The 12,383-nt window shown below is 47.4% G+C and carries 12 protein-coding genes; all 12 read left to right on the top strand.

What is annotated here, in order from left to right:
* The first annotated feature begins 91 nt into the window (after nucleotides 1–91).
* The 12 genes from NP165_RS08980 to fliN all read left to right on the top strand — a co-directional run bounded on the left by NP165_RS08980 (nucleotide 92) and on the right by fliN (nucleotide 12,380).
* Nucleotides 92–1,153, top strand: coding sequence for a sensor histidine kinase (locus NP165_RS08980; protein WP_257083635.1), 1,062 nt, complete (start codon nucleotides 92–94; stop codon nucleotides 1,151–1,153).
* Complete coding sequence (locus NP165_RS08975) at nucleotides 1,153–2,559, top strand: sigma-54-dependent transcriptional regulator (RefSeq protein WP_257083634.1); 1,407 nt, start codon at nucleotides 1,153–1,155, stop codon at nucleotides 2,557–2,559. The genes NP165_RS08980 and NP165_RS08975 overlap by 1 nt, the downstream gene beginning before the upstream one ends.
* 96 nt (nucleotides 2,560–2,655) lie before the next feature.
* Nucleotides 2,656–2,967 carry a flagellar hook-basal body complex protein FliE gene (gene fliE / locus NP165_RS08970; protein ID WP_257083633.1) on the top strand — a complete coding sequence of 104 codons (312 nt, stop codon included), beginning with the start codon at nucleotides 2,656–2,658 and terminating at the stop codon, nucleotides 2,965–2,967.
* 16 nt (nucleotides 2,968–2,983) lie between these two features.
* Nucleotides 2,984–4,735, top strand: coding sequence for a flagellar basal-body MS-ring/collar protein FliF (gene fliF, locus NP165_RS08965; protein ID WP_257083632.1), 1,752 nt, complete (start codon nucleotides 2,984–2,986; stop codon nucleotides 4,733–4,735).
* Entirely contained in the window at nucleotides 4,728–5,783 is a 1,056-nt protein-coding gene (fliG, locus tag NP165_RS08960; RefSeq protein WP_257083631.1) for a flagellar motor switch protein FliG, read from the top strand. Before fliF ends, fliG begins: the two co-directional genes overlap by 8 nt.
* Nucleotides 5,784–5,825: 42 nt before the next feature.
* Nucleotides 5,826–6,626: a flagellar assembly protein FliH gene (fliH, locus tag NP165_RS08955; protein WP_257085575.1), complete on the top strand. Its 801-nt coding sequence runs from the start codon at nucleotides 5,826–5,828 to the stop codon at nucleotides 6,624–6,626.
* Nucleotides 6,626–7,948: a flagellar protein export ATPase FliI gene (gene fliI / locus NP165_RS08950; RefSeq protein WP_257083630.1), complete on the top strand. Its 1,323-nt coding sequence runs from the start codon at nucleotides 6,626–6,628 to the stop codon at nucleotides 7,946–7,948. The genes fliH and fliI overlap by 1 nt, the downstream gene beginning before the upstream one ends.
* A 6-nt stretch (nucleotides 7,949–7,954) precedes the next feature.
* Nucleotides 7,955–8,398, top strand: a complete 444-nt coding sequence (gene fliJ, locus NP165_RS08945; RefSeq protein WP_257083629.1) for a flagellar export protein FliJ — start codon at nucleotides 7,955–7,957, stop codon at nucleotides 8,396–8,398.
* Nucleotides 8,399–8,530: 132 nt separating this feature from the next.
* A complete protein-coding gene (locus NP165_RS08940; protein ID WP_257083628.1) occupies nucleotides 8,531–10,363 on the top strand; it encodes a flagellar hook-length control protein FliK in 1,833 nt (610 codons plus the stop codon).
* Between the two features lie 36 nt (nucleotides 10,364–10,399).
* Entirely contained in the window at nucleotides 10,400–10,894 is a 495-nt protein-coding gene (fliL, locus tag NP165_RS08935; protein WP_257083627.1) for a flagellar basal body-associated protein FliL, read from the top strand.
* 7 nt (nucleotides 10,895–10,901) lie between these two features.
* Nucleotides 10,902–11,948, top strand: coding sequence for a flagellar motor switch protein FliM (gene fliM, locus NP165_RS08930; RefSeq protein WP_257083626.1), 1,047 nt, complete (start codon nucleotides 10,902–10,904; stop codon nucleotides 11,946–11,948).
* A gap of 21 nt (nucleotides 11,949–11,969) precedes the next feature.
* The gene (fliN, locus tag NP165_RS08925; RefSeq protein ID WP_257085574.1) at nucleotides 11,970–12,380 is read left to right on the top strand and encodes a flagellar motor switch protein FliN; all 411 of its coding nucleotides are present in this window, start codon (nucleotides 11,970–11,972) and stop codon (nucleotides 12,378–12,380) included.
* The last annotated feature ends 3 nt before the right edge of the window (nucleotides 12,381–12,383 follow it).

Below are 12,383 nucleotides of genomic sequence, written 5' to 3'. Positions count from 1 at the left end.
ACTTTTATTTAAGCTTTTGAAAAACATATAAAATAGCCTGGCATATTTCTTGTATGCTAGGCTATTGTAGTTTATAAGGCAGAATTCCGACATGCAGCCCACTTCTATTTCTGACAATCACATACCACTTGGCTCATTAGAGCAGCAAGTTGAGCGATACAAGCAGGTATTGGATGTAATGCCCGCTGGGGTGATCTTGCTAGATACGCAAGGTGTTGTGTTTGAAGCGAACCCCGAAGCGCAAAAGTTACTCGCTGTGCCGCTAGTGGGGGAAAAGTGGTTTGAGGTCATTCAACAAGCGTTTGCCCCGCAAGAAGATGATGGTCACGAAATCTCACTTAAGAATGGGCGCAAAGTCAGGCTCGCAATTTCGGCATCAGCGACAGGGCAATTGATCCTGATTACCGATTTAACGGAAACACGTTTACTACAATCGCGTGTCAGTGATTTACAGCGTTTATCGTCTTTAGGGCGTATGGTGGCTTCACTTGCGCATCAGGTTCGTACACCCCTCTCTAGTGCCATGCTTTATGCATCGAATTTGGGTGCTCCAAACTTGCCTCCCGCAACCAAAGAGCGTTTTCAAACCAAACTGATGGATCGTTTGCACGATTTAGAGAAGCAAGTGAATGACATGCTCCTATTTGCAAAGGGCGGTGACAATAAAGTCGTTAAGCCATTTTCTATTGCAGATTTGGTTGCAGAGTTTTCACCCATGGTGGAAGCGGCCCTCAAGAACAATCAAATTGATTACTTTCTTGAGGTGGAAGAAGAGCAAACAATGTTGCTGGGGAACGCAAACGCTATTGCTTCTGCGTTGAGCAACCTTGTCATGAATGCCATACAGATCGCAGGAAAAGAGTCTCAAGTGGATGTATTTTTCCGACCTGTAAATGGTGAATTGAAAATCTCAGTGCAAGATAGCGGCCCAGGTGTACCTCATGAGCTACAAAGCAAAATCATGGAGCCTTTTTTTACGACCCGTTCGCAAGGGACAGGTTTAGGGCTTGCGGTGGTTCAAATGGTCTGCCGAGCGCATGACGGGCACTTAGAGTTAATCTCGGAACCTGGGGATGGAGCCTGCTTCACGATGAGCATTCCACTCCAACAACACTCACACACAGAACAAGAACCAGAGACTGGAGAGCAATAATGACTCAAAGCAAAGTACTGATTGTTGAAGACGATGAAGGTTTGCGTGAAGCACTGGTTGATACGCTGGCATTAGCCGGGTATGAATGGCTTGAAGCTGACAGCGCAGAAGATGCCTTGATTAAGCTAAAAACGAACAGTGTGGATATTGTCGTCTCTGACGTTCAAATGGCTGGAATGGGTGGTCTTGCTCTGCTACGGAATATCAAACAGCATTGGCCAAACTTACCTGTGCTGTTAATGACTGCATACGCGAATATCGAAGATGCCGTTTCCTCAATGAAAGACGGCGCTATCGACTATATGGCGAAACCTTTTGCACCAGAAGTGCTTTTGAATATGGTCAGCCGATACGCCCCCGTCAAATCCGAGGATAACGGTGATGCAATCGTCGCGGATGAAAAAAGCATCAAGCTGTTGGCGTTGGCGGATAAAGTGGCGAAAACTGACGCGAGTGTGATGGTATTGGGGCCAAGTGGTTCCGGTAAAGAGGTGATGTCTCGTTACCTACATAACGCGTCCAACCGAAAAAATGGCCCATTCGTCGCGATCAACTGCGCAGCTATTCCCGACAACATGCTTGAAGCTACGCTGTTTGGCTACGAAAAAGGCGCGTTTACTGGCGCCGTGCAAGCATGCCCAGGAAAGTTTGAGCAAGCACAAGGTGGCACCATCTTGCTAGACGAAATCAGCGAAATGGATCTAAATCTGCAAGCTAAGTTACTTCGCGTTCTTCAAGAGCGAGAAGTCGAGCGACTTGGTAGCCGCAAGAGCATCAAGTTGGATGTTCGTGTTTTAGCAACCAGTAACCGAGATTTGAAGTCGTACGTACAAGAAGGTAATTTCCGAGAAGACTTGTACTACCGCTTGAACGTATTTCCAATTGCATGGCCAGCGCTGTGTGAACGCAAAGGTGATATTGCTCCTCTTGCTCAGCATTTAATTGAGCGTAATGCCAAAAAACTGGGGATGCCAGTGCTGACGCTTTCTGAGAGTGCATTACAAAAACTCCTCGCTTATCACTGGCCAGGCAATGTTCGAGAGCTTGATAACGTGGTTCAGCGAGCATTGATTCTTGGAGAAAACGGCAGTATCGGCGCAGAGCACATCTTGCTTGAAGGTTTGGATTGGCAAGACGCTTGTGGACTTCAGCAAGCGGTTGAAACGGGTAATGTCACTGCACCTACCATTAAGCCTGTAGCGCAAGTAGAGCAAGCCAAAAGCGTTACTACGAGTTCAGGTCTGGGCGGCGAATTAAGAGATCAAGAGTTTGCCATTATTATGGATACTTTGACTGAGTGTCACGGACGTAGAAAAGAGATGGCCGAGAAGCTAGGTATTAGCCCGCGCACCTTGCGCTACAAGTTAGCAAAAATGCGAGATGCTGGGATTGATATTCCAAACTAACGTGCTATTTTCCTCGCTGGAATAATGTGGCATGCCGTTTGCAGCGTCAAAAGTACAACAAAAGTTTTAGTCAAAGAGTTGACGACTGAGGTCTTGATGAAAATTGATGGTTTTCAAAGTGAAATGCAAGCAATGATGTTTGAGGCTGGGAATACCAAGCCGACAGCAACAGGCCAAAGCGTAGGGGCTGATTTTAGCGCCTTACTGAACGATGCCATTAATAACGTCAATGGCTTGTCTAAAACATCCAGTAACTTACAAATGCGATTTGATCGTGGCGATCAGGATGTTTCGTTATCCGATGTCATGATTGCTCGTAATAAATCCAGTGTTGCCTTTGAAGCAACCATACAAGTACGCAACAAACTTGTTGAAGCGTATAAAGAACTGATGAATATGCCAGTTTAATCGATAGGTGGAGTCTGTGGCAGAGCAAAATCAATCAACAGATCTAGCCCTTTCTGAAGGCGGAACCAGTGATACAATGCTGGCAACATCTGACCTGAATTCAGGTGTTCAAAATCCTGATCTGGATGAGAAAAGCAGTTCTAAATTGGATATGGCGGTAGGAGACTTGGATCTCGTCCGTCAGATCGTCCTTGTGCTGTCTATTTCTATTTGTGTTGCGCTCATTGTCATGCTGTTTTTCTGGGTAAAAGAGCCCGAAATGCGCCCATTAGGTGCGTACGAAACAGAAGAACTTATCCCTGTTCTCGATTACTTAGATCAACAAAAGCTCGACTACAAACTCGATGGCAACACCATTCTAGTACCTGCCAATGAGTACAACACGCTCAAACTGGATATGGTTCGAGCTGGGCTAAATCAAGAGAAACAAGCGGGTGACGATATTCTTCTTCAGGATATGGGCTTTGGTGTTTCTCAACGTCTTGAACAAGAGCGTTTAAAGCTCAGCCGTGAACGTCAGCTATCTAAAGCGATAGAAGCGATGAAGCAGGTGAGGAAAGCTCGCGTGTTATTGGCTTTGCCTAAGCAGAGTGTTTTTGTTCGCCATAATCAAGAAGCGTCTGCTTCGGTATTCCTAACATTGAATACAGGTGCGAATTTAAAACAGGAAGAAGTGGACTCTATCGTTGATATGGTGGCGAGTGCCGTTCCGGGCATGAAGCCAAATCGTATAACGGTCACCGACCAACATGGACGACTGCTCAGTTCAGGTAGCCAAGATGCAGCGTCTGCGGCTCGCCGAAAAGAGCACGAATTAGAGCGTAAACAAGAACAGGCGTTACGCGATAAAATCGACTCCGTACTTATCCCGATTCTAGGTTTTGGTAATTACACCGCTCAGGTGGATATCGAACTGGACTTTAGTGCTATCGAACAAACTCGAAAGCGTTTTGATCCTAACACCCCCTCGACCCGTAGTGAGTACACGCTCGAAGATTACAACAATGGCAGCGTGATTGCGGGTGTGCCAGGCGCATTAAGTAATCAGCCACCTGCCGACGCATCGATTCCACAAGATGTGGCACAGATGAAAGATGGCACAACACTGGGCCAAGGTTCTGTCCACAAAGAAGCGACTCGAAATTACGAATTAGACACGACGATCAGCCATGAACGCCGTCAAACGGGTGTGGTCAATCGCCAGACCGTTGCGGTTGCGATTAAGAACCGAGCGATTGTAAATCCAGAAACCGGTGCAACCACGTACCAGCCGCTCGCGGAGGCCGACTTAGCGTCCATTCGTCAGGTGTTGATAGGCGCAGTAGGTTTCAACCAAGCTCGTGGCGATTTACTTAACGTGCTTAGCATGCAGTTTGCTGAGCCTGAAGTGCAAACCTTACAAGACGCGCCAATTTGGGAGCATCCAAATTTCAACGATTGGATACGATGGTTCGCCAGCGCTCTGGTTATTATTGTTGTCGTGTTGGTATTAGTCCGACCTGCGATGAAGAAACTGCTTAATCCGGCCTCTGATGAGGATGGGAAAGAGCTATATGGTCCAGACGGACTGCCTATCGGTGCAGACGGTGAGACCAGCTTAATTGGAAGTGACTTGGATGGCGGCGAGCTATTCGAAATCGGATCAACCATCGACTTGCCTAATCTGCATAAAGATGAAGACGTACTGAAAGCAGTTCGTGCTCTGGTAGCGAATGAACCAGAGCTTGCAGCGCAAGTCGTTAAGAATTGGATGCAAGACGATGCCTAACGACATAGTCCCTCAAGATCAAAACGGTGAAATGGTGACAAACACTGTCGACATATCCACGATACAAGGCTCAGAGCGTGCGGCCATTCTTCTGTTGAGCCTAAACGAAGAAGATGCGGCAGGAATTATTCGCCACCTAGAGCCCAAACAAGTTCAGCGCGTAGGTAGTGCTATGGCGCGAGCAAAAGATTTGAGCCAAGAAAAAGTGGGCGCAGTCCACAGAGCCTTCTTAGAAGATATTCAGAAATACACCAATATTGGTATGGGCAGCGAAGACTTCATGCGTAATGCACTGGTTGCCGCACTAGGTGAAGACAAAGCCAACAACCTTGTTGACCAGATCCTGCTTGGTACAGGCTCTAAGGGTCTGGACTCTTTGAAATGGATGGACCCACGTCAGGTGGCCAGCATTATCATTAACGAGCACCCTCAGATTCAGACGATTGTACTCTCGTATCTTGACCCTGATCAGTCTGCAGAAATCTTGTCTCAATTTGCTGAGCGTGATCGCTTGGATCTCATGATGCGAATTGCAAACTTAGAAGAGGTTCAACCATCGGCATTAGCTGAGCTGAACGAAATCATGGAGAAACAGTTCGCTGGTCAGGCTGGTGCGCAAGCCGCCAAGATTGGTGGTCTGAAAGCCGCTGCTGAAATCATGAACTACATGGACAACAATGTCGAAGGTATCTTGATGGATCAGATTCGCGATCAAGATGAAGATATGGCGACTCAGATTCAAGACCTTATGTTCGTGTTCGAAAACCTTGTTGAGCTGGACGATCAGGGTATTCAGAAACTATTGCGTGACGTGCCTCAAGATGTTCTTCAGCGTGCACTTAAAGGCGCTGATGATGCGCTTCGCGATAAGATCTTCAAGAACATGTCTAAACGTGCGGCTGAAATGATGCGTGACGATCTAGAGGCGATGCCACCGATCAAAGTGTCTGATGTGGAAGCGGCTCAGAAAGAAATCCTCTCGATTGCTCGTCGCATGGCTGACTCTGGAGAGATTATGCTAAGCGGCGGCGCAGATGAATTCTTGTAATTTTAGCCATTAAGTAGGGTGTCTATGTCGGTCGAAAGAAAGTTGTCGATGGAAAGAAAACGCGGTTTTTTGCGTTTAGAAGACGATGAAGTGGTTCAGAAAGCAGAGCGCTGGGGTATGCCGGATTACACGGCGGATACTCATTCGAAGGCGAAACAAACTGCGATGAACTACGACCCAAGCTGGATGCCTGAATTAAGTGAAAAAGTTGAAGACGTACCCGCGCAGCTGACGGAAGAAGAGATCGAACTGATTAAGCAGCAGGCGTATCAGGAAGGACTTCACCAAGGTCAAGAAGCGGGCTTTAATCAAGGCTACGAAAAAGGCAAAGAGCAAGGATTACAAGAAGGGCATCAAGAAGGACTCGAATCAGGCAAGCTGGAAGGGGTTGCCGCTGGGCAAGAGTTTATTCAGCAACAGGTTCAAACCTTTATCACTTTAGCCAACCAATTTGCCCAGCCCTTAGAGCTAATGAATGCTCAGGTTGAAAAGCAACTTGTCGATATGGTGCTCACCCTTGTCAAAGAGGTGGTGCATGTTGAAGTGCAAACCAATCCTCAGGTCATTCTTGACACCATTAAAGAATCCGTCGAGTCGTTACCAATTTCAGGGCACGCGATCACGCTTAAACTGCACCCAGACGATGTGGAGATCATTCGCTCTTCGTATGGCGAAAACGAAATCGAGTTTAGAAACTGGACGCTGATGAGCGAACCTGCGTTAAATCGAGGAGATGTTCAGATTGAAGCTGGGGAATCCAGCGTGAACTATCGGATGGAAGATCGCATTCGAAGCGTGATCCAAAGTTTTTGTGGGGTGAATCGTCACCAAGGTGGTGAGTAGTGCTACCTCTAGCCGAGCGCCTGTCCCAATACAAAACCAATGGATTAACATGTCGACCTGTGGCGTCAGGCAAGTTAGTGCGTGTTGTTGGTTTAACGCTTGAAGCGACCGGATGTAGAGCGCCTATCGGTAGTCTGTGTAAGGTGGAAACCATGCACGGAGAAATGGAAGCAGAAGTGGTCGGCTTTTCCGGTGAAAACCTCTTTTTGATGCCAAGCGAGCAAATTACGGGTGTTTTGCCTGGAGCTAAAGTCACGCCATTAACAAGCGAAGCGGGCTTACCTGTTGGTATGGAATTACTTGGGCGCGTGATTGATGGGGTTGGTAATCCGCTGGATGGCCTTGGTGAAATCTATACCGAAAAACGTGCATCATTCAATTCCGTGCCTATAAACCCGCTAGCGCGTAAACCCATCTCTGAGCCGCTGGATGTCGGGATAAAAGCCATCAATGGTTTACTGACGGTCGGTAAAGGTCAGCGTATTGGTCTGTTTGCCGGTTCGGGTGTGGGTAAATCGGTCACATTGGGTATGATGACTCGCGGAACGACTGCGCAAGTTGTTGTCGTTGGATTGATTGGTGAACGTGGACGCGAAGTGAAAGAGTTCATCGATGAAATTCTGGGTGTCGATGGTCGTCAACGATCGGTTGTCGTTGCTGCGCCAGCCGATGCTTCCCCGCTTATGCGACTTAAAGGTTGTCAAACAGCGCTGACCATTGCGGAATATTTTCGCGATCAAGGCCTGGATGTCTTACTGCTTATGGATTCACTCACTCGATTTGCTCAGGCTCAGCGTGAGATTGCTTTGTCAGTCGGTGAGCCGCCTGCAACCAAAGGTTATCCACCTTCCGTTTTTGCGAAATTGCCCGCTTTGGTTGAAAGGGCAGGTAACGGCAGTGCTGGCCAAGGCTCGATTACCGCATTTTTTACCGTACTGACAGAAGGCGATGACTTGCAAGATCCGATTGCAGACGCGTCGCGCGCCATACTGGACGGCCATATTGTGCTATCGCGTGAAATGGCGGACGCGGGCCATTACCCTGCGATTGATGTTGAGAAGTCAGTGAGCCGTGTCATGCCACAAATTACGAATGAAGAGCATGTCCTAATGTCAAAAGCCGTTCGTCAGGTGCTGTCCGTTTGTCGAAAAAATCAGGACTTGGTATCTATTGGTGCGTACAGACCTGGTACCGACCCAGCCATTGATGGGGCGTTCACGCTAAAGCCAAAACTAGACACCTATTTGCAGCAAACGATGAAAGAAAGCGTGCCCTATGACATGTGTGTCAATATGCTGCGCGGCTTACTTCAGGGGGGATAATACTCGATGGATAACGCACTCGAATTTCTTCTGGGACAAGCGAAAGAGCGAGAAAATCAGGCTGCGTTGGCGCTGGAGCAATCGCGTTCAGAATTGGATGGCTACTATCGACAGTTGCAGCAGATTGAAAAATACCGCCTGGACTATTGTCAGCAATTAATTGATAGAGGCCAACAAGGTCTCACGGCCAGTCAATACAGTCACCTAAACCGATTTTTAACCACGCTTGATGAGACGCTTGCTAAACAGAAACAAGCAGAAAGTCACTTTAAGAACCAAGTCGAGAGCTGCGAACAAAACTGGCTGGAAAGCCGTAAGCAACGTCGTTCTTATGAATGGTTAATAGAGAAAAAGCAGAAAGAGCAGGCGCAGCGGGAAAGTGCTCGTGAGCAAAAGCAGATGGACGAGTTTGCTACGCTTCAATTTGCACGTCGTATGACCAGCCTCTAATTGCATCATCTGCTCATCTGCTTTGTGGCTTATTTTTTGCATTTCAATTAATCGTTTCTAACCCGCTTTTTGTTTTAGCAATAGTGCATTTTCTTCGGCCTGCGTTTTTCGGCCTGCATAGGTGACTCGACTATGAACATCATCCCGTCAGTATCAACTGATAACCCTAAAGTAACGAAATCTGCTGGGGAAAACGCAGAGGTTAATGTCGATGGTGATGCGGCTCCTGCCGAAGGTTTCCTATCCAAATTAGTCGCGTTGGTCAAAGGCAGTGGCGGTGAAGAGCCCAAGCCGCTTGTAGCAACGACAAACGCCAGTCCTGAAGCCATCTCTGAATCAGAAAACGCAGAATCGAAAAGCACAGAGTCAAAAATTAAAGACACTGAAAAACCATCCGATATTCAAGCCAGCGAAAGTACGACTGACGAGTTGCTGGCGAAGAGTGCTAAGAGCAAGCCTTTAAATGACGAATCAGATGCAGGTCAGTCAGAGAAACAAAGCGCATCCAAAGCGGAGCTTATTGTTTCTGACAGCCAAGAAGTGCTTAAGCGTCTGAATGACGCAAACAACGCACTTCAACCTAAAAGCGGCAAAGCCTTGCCACAGCAATCGGACGCTGATCCAGTCGTAATGCAGACAGTCGATGGGGAGAAAGGTAAAGACAATGCCAAACTTCCTGTGAAAGGGTCGGAAGTCCCATCGGAGACGGATTCAATTCCAGAATCTGCGAAACGATTTATTCAGAGTGAAGACGTCGTGGTTGACGCTGTACATAAAACTTCATCTGAAGCGCTACCAGAGTCTGAAGCTAAAATTACCACTCAGGCGCTTGTTGCTGCATCGTCCAATCTAAGCGACGAAAAAATGACGGAATCCAGTCGTCAGCTTTCGGATGAAGAAACTACTGAAGTCAAAAACAAGACCGGGCAAGAACAAACACTTGATATAGCAGCGCCACAACCAGCAGAGACTCAAACGGTAAAGACCACTCAACTGGGCAAAGATGCGGATCAAGGTGGCGTTGCAAAACTCGATGATGAACAGGAAACGGATTCAAACGCTCAAGCTATCCCTTGGGCGGTAAATAACGTGGAGAGTGCTTCACAAGAAGTCATAACTCAGCCTTCTGTGGAGGTGGCGTCCAAAGCAGCTCCATCGGCCTCGACAGCAGCAGTTCAGGTTACGTCTCAATCGCCAACGCCTGCTCATGCAACTCAAGTTACGCCGCAAAGTCATGCTGCGAGCAGTTTGCTACAGGCAGAGACTCCAGATGTAGCAGTCACTCCGCAATTGGTTAATACGTCAGTATCTGCGCCAGTGACGGCAGCCGCGAGTGAACAGGCATTACTGAAAACCGCAATGGGGGCTAAAGCCGCGGCTACATTGGCAGGCGCATTTACGGAGAAACCAGAGTCTGAACGCGGGAGTGAGTCATCATTTGCTCATCAACTTGCTCAGGCAGCGGGTGTTCAGCAGAGTGTCTCGACAACTGGTCAGCCAAGAGTCGAGCAAGCAAATACTCAGATTCCATTGCAACTGAGTCGCGAGATGGCCAGCGACGAAGTCGCAGAACGCGTGCAGATGATGCTGTCCAAAAACCTGAAAAACATAGACATTCGCCTTGACCCACCAGAGCTGGGAAGAATGCAGATTCGCATGAACATGAATGGCGATGGGGCGACAGTCCACTTTACCGTTGCGAATCAACAAGCACGCGATGCACTGGAGCAATCTATGCCTAGGTTACGCGAAATGCTTGCTCAGCAGGGTGTGCAACTTGGTGATACATCGGTTCAGCAACAGTCAGGAAATCAGCAGCAAAATCGATATGCGACGAACCAACAGTCCCAATCTGGTCAAGGCAGCAGCAATCAGTCAGGTATTGGCGAAGAAAACCTTGAAGCCGACATCAATCTTGATTTGAATGTCGCTACAAAGCGTGATGGAATTAGCTATTACGCGTAAACTGTGAAATTACCAATATTAAGAGAACGTTAAGTTATGGCAATCGAAGAAATTCAGACAGAAGCGCCGAAAGGGAAAGGTAAGCTAATTATTATTATCGCGGTTGTCGTTCTTCTGCTTGGTGGAGGCGGCGCAGCCTATTTCTTGATGGGCTCGGATGACGCTTCAGCGAGTCAAAAAAGTGAAAAACAAGAAGTAGCCACACCTGCGGAACCTGTCGCTTACGTGAATATTCCCCAGCCATTTATTTTTAACGTAACGGGTGACAAACGCGATCGCCTTGTACAAATCAAAGTACAACTGATGGTTCGTGGTACGGACAATGAAAACTTAGCGAGCCATCACTCACCGCTCATAGAGAGCTCACTGCTTAGTACGTTTGCGTCAGCGACAGTTGAACAGCTGCGCAGCGCAAATGGTCGTATAGAGTTACGCGACAAAGCCACAGAAGATATCAAAGCAAGTTTAAGCCGCGCAGTTGGCAAGCCTGTTATCGAGCGTGTTTTGTTTACTGATTTTGTCATTCAATAGGTGAATTGTGACTGATCTATTAAGCCAAGATGAAATCGATGCGTTACTCCATGGCGTAGATGACGTAGACGACGTTGAAGAAACCGAAGTCGACACAAGTACTGCGGTCGATTTCGACTTCTCATCACAGGATCGAATTGTACGTGGTCGCATGCCGACCCTCGAATTGATCAACGAACGTTTTGCTCGTCATTTGCGTATTAGCTTGTTCAATATGTTGAGAAAGTCGGCGGAAGTTTCGATCAACGGCGTGCAAATGATGAAGTTTGGTGAATACCAAAATACGCTGTACGTGCCGACCAGCTTAAACATGGTCCGTTTCAGACCACTGAAAGGGACGGCGCTTGTCACGATGGAAGCGCGTTTGGTGTTTATTCTAGTAGAGAACTTCTTTGGTGGGGATGGCCGATTCCATGCCCGTATCGAAGGCCGTGAATTTACGCCAACAGAACGAAGAATTATTCAGCTTCTTCTTAAGATTGTCTTTGAAGATTACAAAGAATCTTGGTCGCCAGTAATGGGGGTTGAGTTTGAATATTTGGATTCTGAAGTGAACCCAAGCATGGCAAACATCGTTAGCCCGACCGAAGTGATTGTTGTGAGCTCGTTCCACATCGAAGTGGATGGCGGCGGCGGTGATTTCCACGTGGTTATGCCGTATTCAATGGTTGAGCCGATCCGTGAACTGCTTGATGCGGGTGTTCAGTCGGACAAAATGGAAACTGATGTTCGTTGGAGTACCGCACTACGCGAAGAAATTATGGATGTGCCGGTGAATTTCAGGGTTAACTTGCTAGAGCAGGATATTTCTCTGCGAGATCTTATGGAACTGCAACCGGGAGACATTATCCCAATCAATATGCCAGAAAACGCCATCATGTTTGTCGAAGATTTACCGACATTCAGAGTGAAAATGGGCCGTTCTGGGGAAAACCTTGCAGTACAGGTATCCGAAAAAATTAAACGACCAGATGTGGTTAAAACCGATATTGCCTTTTTGAGTAAAGATGTCATTTCTGAATTAGAAGATGACAACGGCGATATCGACGATTAATAAAGAATTGTAGGTATGAGTATGGAACCAAGTGACGACCAAAAACTGGCTGACGAATGGGCAGCTGCACTGGGTGAAGATCCAAATGCACCAAGTATTGATGTCGATGAGGTGATGTCAGCTCAGCTTGATGAGCTAAAAGACACTTCTTCACCAATCTCTGATGATGAGCGCCGTAAACTGGATACCATTTTGGATATTCCAGTCACTATTTCCATGGAAGTTGGCCGTTCTCAGATCAGTATTCGCAACCTTCTCCAGCTCAACCAAGGTTCCGTTGTTGAATTAGAACGCCTTGCGGGTGAATCTCTGGATGTACTGGTCAATGGCACACTGATCGCTCATGGTGAAGTGGTCGTGGTCAATGATAAGTTTGGTATTCGTTTAACTGACGTTATTAGTCAAACAGAACGAATCAAAAAGCTAAGGTAGAGT

It is taken from the genome of Vibrio japonicus, assembly GCF_024582835.1.
GTDB classification, from domain to species: domain Bacteria; phylum Pseudomonadota; class Gammaproteobacteria; order Enterobacterales; family Vibrionaceae; genus Vibrio; species Vibrio japonicus.
This window is presented reverse-complemented; position numbering and strand designations above follow the sequence as displayed.

Coding starts and splice junctions, on each gene's coding strand:
- fliE (WP_257083633.1), top strand. CDS start 2,656: ATGAAAATTGATGGTTTTCAAAGTGAAATGCAAGCAATGATGTTTGAG.
- fliN (WP_257085574.1), top strand. CDS start 11,970: ATGGAACCAAGTGACGACCAAAAACTGGCTGACGAATGGGCAGCTGCA.
- NP165_RS08975 (WP_257083634.1), top strand. CDS start 1,153: ATGACTCAAAGCAAAGTACTGATTGTTGAAGACGATGAAGGTTTGCGT.
- NP165_RS08980 (WP_257083635.1), top strand. CDS start 92: ATGCAGCCCACTTCTATTTCTGACAATCACATACCACTTGGCTCATTA.
- fliG (WP_257083631.1), top strand. CDS start 4,728: ATGCCTAACGACATAGTCCCTCAAGATCAAAACGGTGAAATGGTGACA.
- NP165_RS08940 (WP_257083628.1), top strand. CDS start 8,531: ATGAACATCATCCCGTCAGTATCAACTGATAACCCTAAAGTAACGAAA.
- fliJ (WP_257083629.1), top strand. CDS start 7,955: ATGGATAACGCACTCGAATTTCTTCTGGGACAAGCGAAAGAGCGAGAA.
- fliL (WP_257083627.1), top strand. CDS start 10,400: ATGGCAATCGAAGAAATTCAGACAGAAGCGCCGAAAGGGAAAGGTAAG.